Origin of the sequence: Paraburkholderia xenovorans (assembly GCF_046030735.1) — a bacterium.
Lineage (GTDB): Bacteria > Pseudomonadota > Gammaproteobacteria > Burkholderiales > Burkholderiaceae > Paraburkholderia > Paraburkholderia xenovorans_A.
Map to the genome: position 1 here is coordinate 16,547 of NZ_JAQQBV010000037.1, position 16,965 is coordinate 33,511.

11 protein-coding genes are annotated in these 16,965 nt (G+C 64.2%); 8 read left to right on the top strand and 3 right to left on the bottom strand.

Features of this window, described 5'->3' with window-relative positions; translation table 11 throughout:
• The first annotated feature begins 110 nt into the window (after window positions 1-110).
• Window positions 111-1,196 carry an asparaginase gene (locus PQQ51_RS28065; RefSeq protein ID WP_408500411.1) on the top strand — a complete coding sequence of 362 codons (1,086 nt, stop codon included), beginning with the start codon at window positions 111-113 and terminating at the stop codon, window positions 1,194-1,196.
• A gap of 5 nt (window positions 1,197-1,201) precedes the next feature.
• Here PQQ51_RS28065 and PQQ51_RS28070 read toward each other — a convergent pair whose 3' ends face one another.
• Window positions 1,202-2,158, bottom strand: a complete 957-nt coding sequence (locus tag PQQ51_RS28070) for a chemotaxis protein (RefSeq protein ID WP_408500412.1) — start codon at window positions 2,156-2,158, stop codon at window positions 1,202-1,204.
• Between the two features lie 392 nt (window positions 2,159-2,550).
• On the opposite strand from PQQ51_RS28070, the gene PQQ51_RS28075 reads away from it, so the two are divergent.
• The 3 genes from PQQ51_RS28075 (at window position 2,551) to PQQ51_RS28085 (ending at window position 6,133) form a co-directional block, all read left to right on the top strand.
• The gene (locus tag PQQ51_RS28075) at window positions 2,551-3,120 is read left to right on the top strand and encodes a DUF4142 domain-containing protein (protein ID WP_408500414.1); all 570 of its coding nucleotides are present in this window, start codon (window positions 2,551-2,553) and stop codon (window positions 3,118-3,120) included.
• 188 nt (window positions 3,121-3,308) lie between these two features.
• A complete protein-coding gene (locus tag PQQ51_RS28080) occupies window positions 3,309-5,015 on the top strand; it encodes a tetratricopeptide repeat protein (RefSeq protein ID WP_408500415.1) in 1,707 nt (568 codons plus the stop codon).
• 92 nt (window positions 5,016-5,107) lie between these two features.
• The gene (locus PQQ51_RS28085; RefSeq protein ID WP_408500417.1) at window positions 5,108-6,133 is read left to right on the top strand and encodes an aldo/keto reductase; all 1,026 of its coding nucleotides are present in this window, start codon (window positions 5,108-5,110) and stop codon (window positions 6,131-6,133) included.
• Window positions 6,134-6,187: 54 nt separating this feature from the next.
• On the opposite strand, the gene PQQ51_RS28090 is transcribed toward PQQ51_RS28085, so the two are convergent.
• Together PQQ51_RS28090 and PQQ51_RS28095 are read right to left on the bottom strand one after the other, a co-directional pair.
• Window positions 6,188-6,748: a cyclic nucleotide-binding domain-containing protein gene (locus tag PQQ51_RS28090; RefSeq protein WP_408500419.1), complete on the bottom strand. Its 561-nt coding sequence runs from the start codon at window positions 6,746-6,748 to the stop codon at window positions 6,188-6,190.
• Window positions 6,749-6,806: 58 nt separating this feature from the next.
• Window positions 6,807-7,550 carry an SDR family oxidoreductase gene (locus PQQ51_RS28095; protein ID WP_408500421.1) on the bottom strand — a complete coding sequence of 248 codons (744 nt, stop codon included), beginning with the start codon at window positions 7,548-7,550 and terminating at the stop codon, window positions 6,807-6,809.
• A gap of 139 nt (window positions 7,551-7,689) precedes the next feature.
• On the opposite strand from PQQ51_RS28095, the gene PQQ51_RS28100 reads away from it, so the two are divergent.
• The 4 genes from PQQ51_RS28100 (at window position 7,690) to uvrA (ending at window position 16,872) form a co-directional block, all read left to right on the top strand.
• Window positions 7,690-8,598, top strand: coding sequence for a LysR family transcriptional regulator (locus PQQ51_RS28100; RefSeq protein WP_408500422.1), 909 nt, complete (start codon window positions 7,690-7,692; stop codon window positions 8,596-8,598).
• A gap of 100 nt (window positions 8,599-8,698) precedes the next feature.
• Complete coding sequence (locus PQQ51_RS28105) at window positions 8,699-9,010, top strand: single-stranded DNA-binding protein (protein WP_408500424.1); 312 nt, start codon at window positions 8,699-8,701, stop codon at window positions 9,008-9,010.
• Between the two features lie 145 nt (window positions 9,011-9,155).
• Window positions 9,156-10,670, top strand: a complete 1,515-nt coding sequence (gene cuyB, locus PQQ51_RS28110; RefSeq protein ID WP_408500426.1) for a cysteate racemase — start codon at window positions 9,156-9,158, stop codon at window positions 10,668-10,670.
• 307 nt (window positions 10,671-10,977) lie between these two features.
• Window positions 10,978-16,872: an excinuclease ABC subunit UvrA gene (gene uvrA, locus PQQ51_RS28115; RefSeq protein ID WP_408500427.1), complete on the top strand. Its 5,895-nt coding sequence runs from the start codon at window positions 10,978-10,980 to the stop codon at window positions 16,870-16,872.
• Window positions 16,873-16,965 lie beyond the last annotated feature (93 nt).

Here is a 16,965-nt window from a genome sequence, read left to right on the forward strand (position 1 = left end):
AAGAGCCGACTGTAGAATCGCGCAGGCTAACCTAAAACATCATTCAGTGTGATCGGCACGAGCGAGTGCGATCACAACCATCCGGGCAGGCGATCAGGAGGAGAACAGGCATGAGCACACGCGCAAGCACAAGCACATCTATCGCGGCAACCGTCTACCGCGGCGATTCGATCGAGAACACGCATCTCGCGCATGTCGCGGTGGTGGACGCGAACGGTCGCCTGCTGTATTCGTTCGGCGACCCGTATCGGATGACCCTGGTGCGCTCCGCGGCGAAGCCCGCGCAAGCGTTGGCGGTGCTCGAAACCGGCGCGCTCGAGCGCTTCGGTTTCGACGAAGCCGATCTCGCGCTGATGTGCGCGTCGCACAGCAGCGAGCCGCGTCATATCGAACGCACGCAGCAGATGCTCGCAAAAGCCGGCGTCGGCGAAGCGGATTTGCGCTGCGGCGGTCATCCGCCTTTGTCCGACGCGGTGTATGTCGACTGGTTGAAGCGCGACTTCAAACCGGGCGGCGTGTGCAGCAATTGTTCGGGCAAGCACGCGGGGATGCTGGCCGGTGCGCGTTCGATCGGCGCCGCGCTGAGCGGTTATGAATTGCCGGATCACCCGTTGCAGCAGCGCGTGAAGCATACGGTCGCCGATGTTTGCGACTTGCCGGACGACGCGGTCGAATGGGCCACCGACGGCTGCAATCTGCCGACGCCCGCATTCGCGCTCGATCGTCTGGCGAGATTGTTTGCGAAGCTTGCCGCGGCGCAGGATGCGAGTTCTTCGGGCTCGTCCGGCGACACACCGCGCACGGCGGCGCTCGCGCGCATCTACCGCGCAATGACGCGCTATCCGGAGCTGGTTGGCGGCGAAGGGCGCTTTTTCACGCTGCTGATGCGCGCGTTCGACGGCGCGCTGGTCGGCAAAGTGGGCGCGGACGGCAGTTATGCAATCGGCGTGCGGGCGTCCGCGCAAACGGCGAAGCTCGCCGAGGCCGACGGCGCGATCGGCATGGCGGTGAAGATCGAAAACGGCAATCTCGGCGTGCTCTATGCGGTGGTGGCCGAACTGCTCGCGCAACTCGACATTGGCACGGTCGCGCAGCGCGCGGCACTGGACGCGTTCCACGCGCCGAAAATGCTCAACACGATGGGCGTCGAGATCGGGCGGCTCGCGTTGTCAGTCGAACTCGAGCCGCATCGTTGAGCGCATCACGCCGCTAGCGCATTCCGTATGGCATCGGCCAGCTCGGCCGCGGCGAACTTCGCGACATAGCCGTTCGCGCCCGCGTTCTTCACATGCGCTTCGTTCGCCGCGCCGGTCAGCGACGAATGGATGATCACCGGAATGTCGCGAGTCCGTTCGTCGGCCTTGATCTGCCGGGTCAGCATGAAGCCGTCCATCTCCGGCATCTCGAGATCGGTCAGCACCAGCGCGATGCTGTCCTTCACACGCGTGCCTTTCGACTGCGCGTCGCGAGCAATCGCCTGCAACGTATGCCACGCCTCTTCGCCGGTTTTCGTCATCACGTAGTCCGCGCCTATTGCGCTCAATGCCTGTTCGATCAGCTTGCGCGCGAAACCGGAATCGTCGGCGGCAAGAATCTTCGCGCCGGCCTTGATGCCCAGCGCGTCGCCAACGGAAGCCGGGTCGACGCTCGGATGCTGTGACGGAAACACGTCGCGCAAAACCTGCTCGACGTCGATCACCTGCGCGAGCCGCGAGTCGCCCGTGTTGCCGTCGATACGCGCAATGCTCGTGACCAGATTGCCGCCCGCCGCGCCTTCCGCCGACAACACCTGGTTCCATTCGAGCCGCACGATATCGTCCACTTCTTCGACCGCGAACGCCTGCGTCGAACGCGCGAATTCGGTCACGAGCAGGATGTTCAAACCGCGCGTCGGTTCGCAACCCATCAGCCGCGGCAGATCGATCACCGGAATGATCTGCCCGCGAATGTCCACCGCGCCCATCACGTACGGCGACGAACCGGCGATCGGCGTGACCTGCGGCATCGTCGAGATTTCGCGCACCTTGAACACGTTGATGCCGTAAAGCTCGTGCGCGTCGCTGCCGGGAACGGAGCCCAGCCGATACAGCAGCAACTCGAACTTGTTGGAACTCGTCAGGTTGCTGCGTTCGTCCGTCGCGCGTTGGTCTACTGCCATCGGAACTCTCCTGGGTTTGCGGTGCGTGTGATGCGCCATATCCGCGCCATAGCTTGTGTTATCGGCGCGGGATGGGGAAAGTTCAGCGATTCACACGCGTGTGCTGGTTAACACTCACGTGCTGGCGCGCGCTGTGTGCGTTCGCAAAACGGGGCGCAAAGAGGAGGCCTAATCAGCACAACGATGCGACATTCCTATGAAGGTTACCTAAGGTTACAGAAGCGACAGCGTCGTTTCACATGGGCTGTAGCGCGGCTTCTAGAATGCACAGCGATCACGCGTGGCGTCTTCATCGATATCTGCAAGCGAACTGCAAGGACTGCCGCAATCGTTTGCGGATACCGGGACGCACACGCATCGCCCGAGTTTCGCTTTCATTCCAAGGAGAACGTATGATCCGCTTGCCTCTCGCCCTCACCAGTGCCTGCATGGCCAGCCTGCTCGCCGTCGCCACCGCGGCCAGCGCTCAGACCGCACCGGCCGCGCCGAATGCCGCCGCCGCGGACGCGGGCCGTTTGCATGCCGCCGACCAGGCGTTCATCGCCGACGCGACTCAAGCCGTGGCGACCCAGCGCGACGCGGCGCGCATCGCCACGTCGCGTTCCAGCGACCGCGACGTGAAGGCGTTTGCCGAACGCGTGTCGACCGACAACGCGAAGATCTCCGACGCATTGCGCGCGGCCAGCCCGCGCGGCGTGGATGTGCCGAAGAACGATCCGGACGCGGCGGTGCTCGCGAGCATCAACAACCTGCGCGGCGCCGACTTCGACAAGACCTACATCGAACAGGTCGCGCTCGCCGGCGAACAGAAGGCGCTGTCCGCGTTCCAGGCGGAAATCGCGTCGGGCCGCGACGAGCAGTTGAAGGCCGCGGCAACGAAGGCGCTGCCGACCATCCAGCAGCATTACGCGATGGCGCAGGAACTCGCCAGGCGCAAGCATCTGGCCACGACGACGCAGTAACGTGTAGCGCATGTCGTGCCGTGGCGTGCCGCGGCGCGACACGCATGAAGTAACCGGCGGCGAATCGGATGCAGTCTTTTCGGCGATAATCGGCTTCTTTCTTTCGAACACTAGGTGACACGTCGACACGTGCCATTCAACGCGTTTCGAAAGCCGCTCCGATTTCGTTCCGATCCCAAGCTCACCGTATGAGCAAGCCCGCCAATCTCCCGCAACAGTTGGACCACATGCTTCGGCAAGCCGTCGCGCTACAGCAGAACGGCGCACTCGCAGACGCCGAAGCGCTCTACCGCGAGATCCTCGAACTCAAGCCGCGCCACTTCGAAGCGCTGCAATTGCTGGGCGCGATTTCGCTGCAAACCGGCCGCATCGTCGAGGGCATCGACCTGCTCAACAAGGCGCTCGCGATCAACGCGAAGCAGGCGCCGCTGCATTCGAATCTCGCGTATGCGTTGAACGTCCAGCAACGTTTCGCCGATGCACTCGCAAGCGCCGATCGCGCGCTCTCGATACAGCCGAAGTTTCCCGATGCATTGAACAATCGCGGCAACGCGCAGGCGGGTTTGAACCGGTCGCTCGACGCGCTCGCCAGCTTCGACCGCGCGCTTTCGCTGACGCCCGCTTTTGCGCAAGCCTGGAACAATCGCGCATGTGTGCTGCGCGATCTGGGCCGTCCCGCCGATGCGCTCGCGAGTTGCGATCAGGCGCTCGCGTTGCAACCGGGCTATCCGGACGCATGGAGCAATCGAGGCAATGCGCTCAGCGATCTGAATCAGCCTGAAGAGGCCGAGCGCAGCTATCGTCGCGCACTCGAACTGGCGCCCGGATTCGCCGATGCTTGGAACAACCTCGGTCTCACGCAGATCGACTTGAACCAGCACACGCAAGCGTTGCAGAGCTACGAACGCGCGCTGGCCGCGAATCCAGATGCAGCGGAAACGCATTGGAACGAATCGCTGTGTCTGCTGCAACTGGGCCGGCTCGAAGCCGGTTGGCAGAAATACGAATGGCGTTGGGAGCGCAGCCGCATCAAGGCGACGAAGCGCGTGTTCGCGCAACCGCTGTGGCTCGGCGATTTTTCGATCGAAGGGAAAACGATTCTGCTGCACGCGGAGCAGGGGCTCGGCGATACGCTGCAATTTTGCCGCTATGCCGCGCTGGTGTCGAAGCTCGGCGCGAAGGTGGTGCTGGAGGCGCCGCGCGAATTGACGCGGCTGATGTCGACGCTCGACGGCGTGGACCAGTTGATCGAAGCCGGCGAGCCGCTGCCGCCGTTCGATTGCCACTGTCCGCTGCTGAGTCTGCCGCTCGCTTTCAAGACCGACCTCGCGAGCATTCCGTCGCACACGCCGTATCTGTTCGCCGAACCCGAAGCGGCCCAGCAATGGCGCGAACGTATCGATGCAAAAGCGGACGGCCGTCTGAAAGTCGGCTTGGTGTGGGCGGGTGGAAACCGGCCGCATGTGGCGGAACTTCGCAAGAACGATGCGCGCCGGTCGATCGCGTTCGAGCGGATCGCGCCGCTTCTCGCCGTGCCGGATGTGCAGTTTGTCAGTCTGCAGAAGGGGCCGCCCGCGCAACAACTCGCCGATTATCCATCGGCGCCGGACATCGTCGACTACACGGCCGAACTCGACGACTTCGCCGACACTGCGGCACTCGTTGCCAACCTGGACCTGGTGATTTCGGTGGACACATCCACCGCGCATCTGGCCGGCGCGCTTGACAAGCCGGTATGGATTCTGAATCGCTTCGACACTTGCTGGCGCTGGATGCTGGAGCGCACCGACACGCCCTGGTATCGCAGCGCGACGCTATTCCGGCAGCCCGCTCCAGGCGACTGGAACAGCACGATCGAAGCCGCGCGCAAAGCGCTTGCGGAACTCGCGACTTAAGCCTCGACCCTGCGCGCCCGCCGACGAATTTTTCCGGACACGCGTAGACTGAACGTCCGTTTTATCGACGGCAATGCCATGGAGATTCATCAATGGAATACAGACATCTGGGTGCATCCGGTTTCAAGGTGCCGGTGCTGAGTTTCGGCACGGGCACGTTCGGCGGCAAGGGCGAATTTTTTCAGGAGTGGGGCGCGACGGATGTCGCCGAAGCACGTCGTCTGATCGACATCTGTTTCGACGCGGGCGTCACGATGTTCGACAGCGCGGACATCTATTCGAGCGGCGCATCGGAGTCGGTGCTCGGCGAAGCGCTCAAAGGCAAGCGCGATAAAGCGATCATTTCGACCAAGGCGACCTTCCGTTTCAACGACGAACCGAACAATGTCGGCTCGTCGCGCTTCCATCTGATTCAGGCGGTGGACGCGGCGCTCAAGCGCTTGCAGACCGATTACATCGACCTGTTCCAGTTGCACGGTTTCGACGCGCGAACGCCGGTTGCCGAAGTGCTGTCCACGCTCGACGATCTGGTGCGCGCCGGCAAGATCCGCTACACCGGCGTGTCGAATTTTTCGGGCTGGCATCTGATGAAATCGCAGGACGTCGCGGACCGTTACGGCTATCCGCGCTACGTCGCGAATCAGACCTATTACTCGCTGATCGGCCGCGATTACGAATGGGAGCTGATGCCGCTCGGCGCCGATCAGGGTGTGGGCGCGGTAGTGTGGAGTCCGCTCGGCTGGGGGCGCCTGACCGGCAAGATCAAGCGCGGGCAAGCACTGCCTGCCACGAGCCGTTTGCACAAGACCGCCGACATGGGGCCGCCGGTACCGGACGACTATCTGTTCCGCGTGCTCGACGCGATCGACGAAGTTGCGCAGGAAACCGGCAAGACCGTGCCGCAGATCGCGCTGAACTGGCTGCTGCAACGGCCGACGGTGTCGACGGTGCTGATCGGCGCGCGCAACGAGGAGCAGTTGCGGCAGAACCTGGGCGCGGTCGGCTGGAATCTGACGCCCGAGCAGGTCGCTAAACTCGACGAAGCGAGCGCCGTGCGTCCCGCGTATCCGTACTGGCATCAGGAAGGATTCACGGAGCGCAATCCGAAGGCGGTTTAAGCGCGCAGTGTTTTCCTGCGCCGTATAGCGTCGTTTCATCGCTCCGGCCCGGCTTCATTTAACGACGTGACCGGCTGGAGCAGCAAACAGTTCGTCATAGTAGCGGCGGCCCGCATCGAGATGTGGGCCGAACGCGAAACCTTGTTCGATCATCGCGTCGAAGTCGGCGCGTTCGATCTTCATCACATAGCTGTGTTCGGTCGTGACGAGCCGGCATCGCGTGCCCGTCCCGGCGGTGTCGAGCCCCGCACTGAACCACTTCCCCGCGCCGGCATGATCCGCCGGATACGCATGGTCTGCGAATTCAACCTGCCAGCCGCCGTCCAGCAGAATCCACATCGCGCGATCGTTCGTCGCAGCGTCGCCGCATTGCGCGACCACGGTGCCGGGCTGCGCTTCCCATTCGCGCGAATGACCGATCACCGAGCGCAACTGCGCGGTCGTGAGACTCGTGAAAAACGGCGTGTGCTTCAACAAATGAAGGTAAGTCACCGAGGGTTTCATTGCCATGCTCCGCGTGGTGGACGATGCGGCGTGCGGCTCGGTTCGACCATCGCACGCGGCGAGTAGAAGCGGCAGCAGCACGGCGCAGGCGATCAGGATCGGGGGTTTCATCAGGAGTTCGATTCGTCGATGCAAGCGTGGTCCGAGCCGCGACGAAACCGCCGCGCGCTTAAGCAATGCCGCCGTTGGCGCGCAGAATCTGGCCGTTGACCCAGCCCGCGTCCGCGCCGGCGAGGAACGACACGACCGCGGCGATATCGTCCGGTTGGCCGAGACGTTGCAGCGGCGGCATTTTCGCGAAGGTCTGGATCTGCTCGTCGGTCTTACCGTCGAGGAACAGCGCCGTGGCGACCGGACCCGGCGCGACCGCGTTGACGGTGATGTTGCGGCCGCGCAGCTCCTTCGCGAACACATGCGTGAACGCTTCGACCGCCGCCTTGGTCGCGTTGTAGATCGCGTAGCCCGGCAGGTTCAGCGCCAGCGTGGTGCTCGAAAAATTGACGATGCGCCCGCCGTCGTTCATCCGCGCAGCCGCTTCGCGCAGCGTATTGAAGGTGCCGCGCACGTTGATGTCGAAGGTCTGGTCGTAGAGCGCGTCGCTGGTGTCGGCGAGCGGCAGCGTCTTCAGCACACCGGCGTTGTTGACCAGCACGTCCACCTTGCCGAGTTGCTGCTCGGTGGTCTCGAACATGCGGCGCACGTCGTCGGCATTCGCGACGTCGGCCTTCACCGCGATCGCTTTGGCGCCGGCTGCCGTCAATTCGGCGACGAGCGCGTCGGCTTCTTTCGCGCTCGACGCGTAGTTCACGGCGAGCGCGAGGCCGTCTTCGGCGAGACGCCGCGCAATCGCTGCGCCGATGCCGCGGGATGCGCCGGTAACGATGGCAACGCGGGCGTTGGTGGTCGTGTTCATGATTCGCTTCCTTGTGTCGGGTGAGTGGGTGAGAGGAATCATGGACGCATTCGTCGCTGAGATAATTGGGTGTAATTTGCTATCATAATTCCATTTACTTTAACAATTGTGCCGGGAAGGCCGCGTGGAGGCGGCAAACATGGATCGATTCGAGGAAATGCGGGTGTTCGTGCGGATTGCCGAGCGGCAAAGTTTTACGCGCGCCGCAGACGACCTGCAGATTCCGCGCGCTACCGTCACCAACCTGATGCAGCGGATGGAACAGCGGCTCGGCGCGCGCTTGCTGGAGCGCACCACGCGTTCGGTGCGGCTCACGCACGACGGCGACGCGTATTACCGCCGTTGCGTGCGGCTGATCGCCGACATGGAGGAAGCGGAAGGGTCGTTTACGAACATCGCGCCGAAGGGGCTGCTGCGCGTCAATTTGCAAGGCACGCTGGCGCGGCACTTCGTCGTGCCCGCGTTACCGGCGTTTCTCGCGCAGTTTCCGGACATCGAACTGACGATCGGCGAAGACGACCGGCTGGTCGATCTGGTTCGCGAGGGCGTCGACTGCGTGTTGCGGGCGGGCAATCTGCAGGATTCGTCGATGGTAGGGCGGCGCGTCGCTCAACTGCCGCAGGTGACGGTGGCAAGCCCCGCCTATCTGGACACCTATGGCGAGCCGACCGATCCGGCGGCGCTCTCCGCGCACCGCGCGGTCAACTATCTGTCGAGCGCGACGGGCAAAGCGTTGCCGCTCGAATTTACCGTCGACGGTCGTGTGAGCGAGGTGGGGTTGCCGGCCGCGGTGTCGGTCACCGGAACCGAGCTTTACACCGGCTCGGCGGTGGCGGGCCTCGGCATCGTGCAGGTGCCGCGCTATCGCGTCGCGGCGGAACTCGCGGCGGGGCACCTCAAAATCATCCTTGCAGACTTTCCGCCGCCGCCGTTGCCGGTTTCCGTGCTGTACCCGCAGAACCGGCAGTTGTCGTCGCGGGTGCGGGTGTTTGCGCAGTGGCTGCGCGATATCTTCGAGGCGGCGAGCGCGACGACGGATTCGGTGTGAATGGGTCGGACGTTCGCGGGCCGTGCGGCATGTCGTGAGATCATACGGGCCGTGCGAGCGATAGTGTTTGGCACGATGAGCAGATAACAGGAGCAGGACGATGATCGATGGACTGGTGGGCGGGCGCTTGTACGGCGACGCGCAGATTCGCACGGGGCAGAACGGTAAGCGGTTCGTGACTTGCAAGGTGCGGGCGACCACCAACGATGGCGATACGATTTTCGTCAATGTGATTGCGTTCGACGACGACCTGCAAACCGCCTTGCTCGCGCTAAACGATGCGGACAGCGTTGCGTTGAGCGGTGCGCTGACGCCCAAAGTGTGGACCGACAAGAACGGCCTGATCAAACCGGCGATGGATATGGTCGCGCATCGGTTGTTGACTGCGATCGAAGGGCGGCGCGACGAGTGACGATTGCGTTTTTGCACGGCGGTCGCGGCTTACGCGCCGGTGGTTGGTAAGGCAAAAATATTCACTTGGTAGTTAATCCAATCCTCAAAGTCACAAAACCAGCCTAAGATCGACGCGAACTTGAAAAACGACGGGGGAAGTCATCATGAATCGCTATCGTTCGCTGGGCATCGTGACCGGCGCTGCGCCGCTCGCCAGCGCCGATGTGCTGCGCAAGTTGACCGCCGCGTCGCGCCGTTCCTGCATCGCCCAGCCGTTCGACTTCGCGATGGAGCGCAGCCCCTGGCAGGGCCCGGCTTCGGAGAGCGCGGCCAGCACGCGATTCAAACTCCATGTGTTCGATGCGATCCGCGCTTTCGAGCGCCGTGATGTCGATGCGATCGTGCTGCCGTGTTTCCTGAGTCATACGTTCATCGGCGAACTCGAGGCGAGTCTCGCGCTGCCGGTGGCCAACATCATGAGCGCGTTGTCCGCGCATGTGCGGCGAGCGTTTCCGTCGGTGCGCCGCATCGGCGTGCTGACGTCGGACGCGATTCGCGCGAACGGCCTCTTCGAGCGTCATTTCGACTCCACCGAATTCGACGTATTGCATCCGCGTAACGAAGCGGGCGTCGATCGCGTGACGAGCGCGGTGTATGCGGACAACGGTATTCGCAGCGGCTTTCTGTTCGGCCGGCCTGTCGAGTTACTGCGCGCGGCTTGCGCGGATCTGATTGCGCAGGGCGCGGAAATCATCGTGCCGGGACTCGCCGAAATCGGTTTGGTCGCAAGTGCGCTCGGTCCGCTGGAAGTGCCGCTGATCGATTCCAACCTGGTCTATGCGCGTTACGCGGCGAGCGCACGATTTCCGCAACCGCGGCGTGGTTTCAAGGTGGGCGTGGTGGGCGGCGTCGGCCCCGCGGCGACCGTCGACTTCATGTCGAAACTGGTGCGCAACACGCCAGCCACGCGCGATCAGGACCATCTGAAGGTGATGGTCGAACAGAATCCGAAGATTCCGGATCGCACCGCCGCGTTGCTCGGCAACGGCGACGATCCGACACTCGCGCTGTACGCGGCGTGCAAGGCGCTGGAGGAGGGCGGCGCGGATATCATCGCGATTCCCTGCAATACCGCGCATGCGTTCGTCGACGCGATTCAGCCGTCGTTGAGCATTCCGATCGTCAATATGCTGAGCTGCGCCGCCGATCATCTGCGCGAGTCTTTTCCGGCGTTGCGGGAAGTCGGCGTGCTGGCCACTTCGGGCACGCTCGCGAGCCGTGTCTACGAAACGGCTTTGCAGGCGCGCGGTTTCGTGCCGGTCGTGCCGTCTCCCGCTGCGCAGGCGCGGCTGATGAATGCGGTCTACGGCCATGACGGCGCGAAGGCCGGTTTCACGTCGGGCGAGTGCATCGACGATCTTTACGCCGCGGTGGACGACCTGATCGCGCAAGGCGTGGAAGTGATCGTGCTCGGCTGTACCGAGTTGCCGTTACTGCTGCGCGGCTCGACGCTCGCGCGTCCGGGTGGCGTCGTGGTGCGGCTCGTCGATCCGACCGAGGTGCTCGCGAAACGCTGCGTGGCCTATGCGCTGGGCGCACGAAGCATGGCGGACCGCGCGCCGGTGAAGACGATGCGCGTGGCGGCTCACCGGCTCGGCGCGGAACGCGCGTACGGGTAGTTCCAGCCTTCGGCTCCCGGCTCGCAACCGAGCCCGCAGCCGAGCCCGGAGCCGGAATTCTGCTTTTTCCCGGCGGCACAGCGCTTGCGGCACACCTGCACGGCGTGCGTCCCGCACTGCCGTTCAGCGCGCGGCGCGTATTGCCCCCTCCACCGTGCCGTGTCATGGAAAACTGTATAAATATACAGTATAGTATCCCGTTGCAGCCCGGCCTTCGGCGTGTGGTCCCGCCGGCCGGGCCGTACTGAACTTGCGCGGCCGCGAGGCGTCCGTGAGAGGTGGCCCACTCATTCAGACGGTCGGAAAATTGGCATCTAATAATTTGATCCGCATTCGCGGCGCGCGTCAGCACAACCTGAAAAACGTCGATCTTGACGTACGAACCGGCGAGATGACGGTAGTGACCGGCCCGTCCGGTTCCGGCAAATCGAGTCTCGTGTTTGACACGCTTTACGCGGAAGGGCAGCGGCGCTACGTCGAAACCTTCAGCGCTTACGCGCGGCAGTTTCTGGACCGGATGGACCGGCCGCAAGTCGACCGTGTCGACGGCGTGCCGCCGGCCATCGCGATCGACCAGACCAATCCGGTGCGCAGTTCGCGCTCCACCGTCGGCACGATGACGGAACTCAACGACCACCTGAAGCTGCTCTATGCGCGCGCGGCCGAACTGTTCGACCGTCAGACCTCGCATCAGGTGCGTCACGACACGCCGGAAACCATTTACGCCGAGTTGCTCGAACGCACGGCGAAAGAAGATCCGCGGCTCGTCGTCACGTTCCCGGTCGAGTTGCCGGAATCCGCGTCCGAGCAGGAGGTGGAGCAATGGCTGTCGGCGAGCGGCTACACGCGCGTGCAGGCGCAACGCGAAGTCGATTCGCCCACGGGCAAGCGCAAGCTGCTCGACGTGGTGGCCGACCGTTTCCGGCTGAGTTCCACCGACAAGCAGCGCGTGGTCGAAGCAATCGAAGCGTCGCTCAAGCGCGGCGGCGGCCGCGTCAATATTTACGTGCTGCCGCCCGCGCCTGAAGCGCCGGAAGCCAAAGAAGCCGAGCCGCAAATCTGGCGTTTCTCCACGGGGCTGCATAGTCCCGACAGCGATCTGCGCTACGCGGAGCCGCAACCGGCGCTGTTCTCGTTCAATTCGGCATACGGCGCGTGTGAAGTCTGCCGCGGATTCGGCCGCGTGATCGGCGTCGATCTCGGTCTGGTGATTCCTGATGCGCGCAAGACGCTGCGCGACGGCGCGATCAAACCGATGCAAACGCCGGCTTGGAAGGAATGCCAGGACGATCTGATGCGCTATGCGGCGAAAGCCGACATTCGCCGCGGCACGCCGTGGGGCGAACTGACCGACGCCGAGCGCGACTGGGTCATCAACGGTTCGCCGGACTGGAACGGCAAGTGGCAAACCCATTGGTACGGCGTCAAACGTTTCTTCGAGTATCTGGAATCGAAGGCGTACAAGATGCATATCCGCGTGCTGCTGTCGAAGTACCGCAGCTATACGCCGTGTGAAACCTGCGGCGGCGCACGTCTTAAAACGGAATCGCTGCTGTGGCGTCTCGGCAGCAAGCAGAATGCGGACGACGTGCTCGCGCCCGAAAAACGCTTCATGCCGCGCGGCGTTCAATGGCGGCGCGAACAGCTCGAAGCGTTGCCGGGCCTGACCGTGCACGACCTGATGTTGTTGCCGATCGAACGCATCCGGCGCTTCTTCGACGAAATCAGTCTGCCGAGCGCGTTGCTCGACGACGCGCTCAAGCTGCTGCTCGCCGAAGTGCGTACGCGTCTCAAATACCTGTGCGACGTCGGCCTCGGCTATCTGACGCTCGATCGCCAAAGCCGCACGCTGTCGGGCGGCGAGGTGCAGCGTATCAACCTCACTACCGCGCTCGGCACGTCGCTGACCAAAACCCTGTTCGTGCTCGACGAGCCGAGTATCGGCCTGCATCCGCGCGATCTGAACCGGATCGTCGAGGCGATGCATCGTCTGCGCGACGCGGGCAATACGCTGGTGGTGGTCGAGCACGATCCTTCGGTCATGCTCGCGGCAGACCGCCTGATCGACATGGGCCCGGGGCCCGGCGAGCGCGGCGGTTCGATCATTTACGACGGCGCGCCCGAGGCGATCCGTTCGTCCGGCACGCTGACCGGCGAATATCTCGGTGGCCGCCGGCATGTCGCGGACGCCGCGCATTGGTCGCAGCGTCCGGTGACGGCCAGGACGCCGCGCATCGTGCTGGAAGGCGCGACCGAACATAATCTGCGCGACGTCACGGTCGAGATTCCGCTGGAACGGCTGGTGGTGGTCACCGGTGTGTCGGGCTCCGGCAAATCCACGTTGCTGCAAGACGTGCTGTATCCGGCCATGGCGCGCCATTTCGGTCTCGCAACCGAATCGCCCGGCGCGTTCAAAAGCCTGACGGGCGCCGACCAGGTCACCGACGTCGTATTCGTCGACCAGTCGCCGATCGGCAAGACCGCGCGCTCGAATCCGGCCAGCTACGTCGGCGCGTTCGACGAGATCCGCAAGCTGTTCGCGAAGGCGCCGCTCGCGCAGCAACGCGGCTATGGTCCCGGCATGTTCAGCTTCAACTCGGGTGACGGGCGTTGCCCGACCTGCGGCGGCTCCGGTTTCGAGCACATCGAAATGCAGTTCTTGAGCGACGTGTATCTGCGCTGTCCGGATTGCGACGGTCGCCGTTATCGCGCGGAACTGCTCGAGGTGAAGATCGAGCGCGGCGAGCCCGCGCGTGCGTTGAGCATTGCCGACGTACTGGAGTTGACGGTGAACGAAGCCGTCGCGTACTTCGCGAAAGACGCGGAGGTACTGCGCGTGCTGCAACCGATCGTCGACGTCGGTCTTGAATATGTGAAGCTCGGCCAGCCTGTGCCCACGTTGTCGGGCGGCGAGGCGCAACGTCTGAAGCTCGCCGGTTTCCTCGCGGAATCGGCGCAGGCGCGCACTGCGCGCAGCGCGAAGCAGGCGGTGGCCAAGCGCCTGTTCATGTTCGACGAGCCGACCACCGGCCTGCATTTCGACGACATCGCGAAGCTGATGCAGGCGTTCGGCAAGCTGCTCGCGAGCGGCCATTCGCTGATCGTGATCGAACACAACCTCGACGTGATTCGCGCGGCCGACTGGATCATCGATCTCGGTCCCGAAGGCGGCGACGGCGGTGGGCGCGTGCTCTGCGCGGGCACGCCGGATGAGGTCAAGCAATGCGCCGGATCGCATACCGGCGAGGCGCTGCTGCAATACGACCGTGCGATGAATTCGGTGAATCACGAGACGTCCGCGCAAGGTGTGCCGCTGCAAAAGGCGCTGAGCGCGGCGCGCGCGCGTCGGGCGATCGAAGGTGAGGACGTGGTGCGCATCGTCAATGCGCGCGAGCACAATCTGAAGTCGCTCGACGTCGACATTCCACACGGCAAGTTCAATGTGATCACCGGTGTGTCCGGTTCGGGCAAGTCCACGCTCGCCTTCGACATTCTGTTCCACGAAGGGCAGCGCCGTTACCTCGAATCGCTGAACGCGTATGCGCGCTCCATCGTGCAGCCGGCCGGCCGTCCCGAAGTGGACGCGGTGTACGGCATTCCGCCGACCGTCGCGATCGAGCAGCGTCTGTCGCGCGGCGGCCGCAAGAGTACTGTCGCGACCACCTCGGAAGTGTGGCATTTCCTGCGGCTGCTGTACGTGAAGCTCGGCTTGCAGCACTGTATTCACGACGGCACGCCGGTCACGTCGCAGAGCGTCGAATCGATCGCCGCGCAATTGCTGCGCGATCACAAGGGCCAGCATGTCGGTTTCCTCGCGCCGTTGGTCGTCAACCGCAAAGGCGTGTACACCGATCTGGCGAAGTGGGCGAAAGCGCGCGGCAATACGCATCTGCGTGTGGACGGCGAGTTCGTGCCGGTAGATCCGTGGCCGAAGCTCGACCGTTTCCGCGAACACACGATCGAATTGCCGGTGACCGATCTCGTCGTGTCCGCCGATCACGAAGCGGAGTTGCGCAGCGCGCTCGATCAGACGCTCGAAATCGGCAAGGGCGTCATGCATCTGCTCGCGCCGCTCGACGGCCTGCACGACGCGATCAGCGGTGGCCGAACCACCGCGAAGCTCGGCGCGGTGAAGGTGTTGTCCACCAAACGCGCGTGTCCGGTGTGCGGCACCAGCTATCCGGAACTCGATCCGCGTATGTTCTCGTACAACAGCAAGCACGGCTGGTGTACGACCTGCGTCGGCACGGGCCTCGCGTTGACGCGTGAACAGCGCGCGGCGTACGACGACACGATCGTCGTCGACGACAATCGCGGCCGCGAACAGAGTTTGCCGTCCGAGGAGCAGGAGCCGGAAGGTCTCGCCGACGAACCCTGTCCGGATTGCTCGGGCACGCGTCTGAATCCCACCGCGCGTGCGGTCACGTTCGACGCGCAGGCGATCGTCGACGTCGCGCAATGGACGGTGTCCGATACGCGCAAATGGATCGACGCGCTGACAATGACGGGCCGCGACGCGGAAATCGCGCGTGACGTGGTCAGTGAAATCGGCAGCCGCCTGCAATTCCTCGAAGAGGTGGGGCTCGGCTATCTGAGTCTCGATCGCGCGGCGCCGAGCTTGTCCGGTGGCGAAGCGCAACGCATCCGGCTCGCCGCGCAACTCGGCAGCAACCTGCAAGGCGTGTGCTACGTGCTGGACGAACCCACGATCGGTTTGCATCCGCGCGACAACCAGATTCTGCTCAATGCATTGCGCAAGCTGGGCGAGAAGGGCAACACGCTGGTCGTCGTCGAGCATGACGAAGACACGATCCGGCGCGCCGATCACATCATCGATATCGGGCCGGGCGCGGGCAAGCGCGGCGGCACGCTGATCGCGCAAGGCAGCGTCGCGGATCTGTCGGCACAGCCCGATTCGCTGACCGGGCAGTTCCTCGCGTCGCCGATCGTGCATCCGCTGCAACCGCGCCGCCAGGTCGTCGCGCCAGGCAAGCGCGCGGCCGCGGTGCCGGAAAACTGGCTGACGGTGCACGGCGGCAAGCTGCACAACCTGCGCAACGTGACGGTCGGCATTCCGCTGTCGCGGCTCGTCGCGGTGACGGGTGTGAGCGGCTCCGGTAAGTCGACGCTCGCGCGCGACGTGTTGATGGCCAATCTGCTCGACGCGGTCGGGCGCTCGGTGTTGTCGTCGCCGGCCACGCGGCGTGCGCGAGCGGCGGCGGAAGAGAAGCCGGCGGCGAACCGGCGCTCGAGCGTGCTGGCACGTACCGCGCCCCGCGCGCCGCTGAACGTCACGCATGCGTGGCAAGGCTGCGACTCGATTACCGGTTGGGAAACGATCGACCGTGTGCTGGAAGTCGATCAGACGCCGATCGGCAAAACGCCGCGCTCGTGTCCGGCTACCTACATCGGCGTGTGGGACGCCATCCGCAAGCTGTTCGCCGGTACGCTCGAAGCGCGCGCGCGCGGCTATACGGCGTCGCGCTTTTCGTTCAACACCGGCGAGGGCCGCTGTCCCGCTTGCGAAGGCCAGGGCGTGCGCACGATCGGCATGAGCTTCCTGCCCGACGTGAAGGTGGCGTGCGACGTGTGTCACGGGCAGCGCTTCAATCCGGAGACGCTCGCGGTCACGTGGCGTGGCAAGAATATCGGCGACGTGCTGACCATGGAGATCGACGAAGCGGTCGAGTTCTTTGCGCCGATCTCGAACATCGCGCATCCGTTGCAGTTGATGAAGGACGTCGGCCTTGGCTATCTGACGCTCGGTCAGCCGTCGCCTACGTTATCGGGCGGCGAGGCGCAGCGGATCAAGCTGGTCACCGAGTTGAGCAAGGTGCGCGACGACATCACGCGGCGCGGACAGAAAGCGCCGCATACGCTCTATGTGCTGGACGAGCCGACCGTCGGTTTGCATATGGCGGACGTGGCGAAGCTGATTCGCGTGCTGCATCGTCTCGCGGACGGCGGCCATAGCGTCGTCGTGATCGAGCACGATCTGGATGTGATCGCGGAGGCCGACTGGATCATCGACCTCGGCCCGGAAGGCGGTGTGGGCGGCGGATCGATCGTCGCGGCGACCGATCCGGAAGGGCTCGTGCAAGTTCGTGCGAGTCACACGGGCGCTGCGTTGAAGCCGGTACTCGCGCGCGCCGGAAACGTTCGGGCGGCGCCGGTCGAAGTGAGCGAAGGCACGAACGGCTAGCGCGCAGCAGCGCCTGTTCCGCGTCGCTTCGCACCCTTATCCCCGGCTGCCGTGGCCACGGCAGCCGGGTTCAACAACGTCTCATCAGAGAAC

Coding starts and splice junctions, on each gene's coding strand:
- PQQ51_RS28065 (WP_408500411.1), top strand. CDS start 111: ATGAGCACACGCGCAAGCACAAGCACATCTATCGCGGCAACCGTCTAC.
- PQQ51_RS28070 (WP_408500412.1), bottom strand. CDS start 2,158: ATGGCAGTAGACCAACGCGCGACGGACGAACGCAGCAACCTGACGAGT.
- PQQ51_RS28075 (WP_408500414.1), top strand. CDS start 2,551: ATGATCCGCTTGCCTCTCGCCCTCACCAGTGCCTGCATGGCCAGCCTG.
- PQQ51_RS28080 (WP_408500415.1), top strand. CDS start 3,309: ATGAGCAAGCCCGCCAATCTCCCGCAACAGTTGGACCACATGCTTCGG.
- PQQ51_RS28085 (WP_408500417.1), top strand. CDS start 5,108: ATGGAATACAGACATCTGGGTGCATCCGGTTTCAAGGTGCCGGTGCTG.
- PQQ51_RS28090 (WP_408500419.1), bottom strand. CDS start 6,748: ATGAAACCCCCGATCCTGATCGCCTGCGCCGTGCTGCTGCCGCTTCTA.
- PQQ51_RS28095 (WP_408500421.1), bottom strand. CDS start 7,550: ATGAACACGACCACCAACGCCCGCGTTGCCATCGTTACCGGCGCATCC.
- PQQ51_RS28100 (WP_408500422.1), top strand. CDS start 7,690: ATGGATCGATTCGAGGAAATGCGGGTGTTCGTGCGGATTGCCGAGCGG.
- PQQ51_RS28105 (WP_408500424.1), top strand. CDS start 8,699: ATGATCGATGGACTGGTGGGCGGGCGCTTGTACGGCGACGCGCAGATT.
- cuyB (WP_408500426.1), top strand. CDS start 9,156: ATGAATCGCTATCGTTCGCTGGGCATCGTGACCGGCGCTGCGCCGCTC.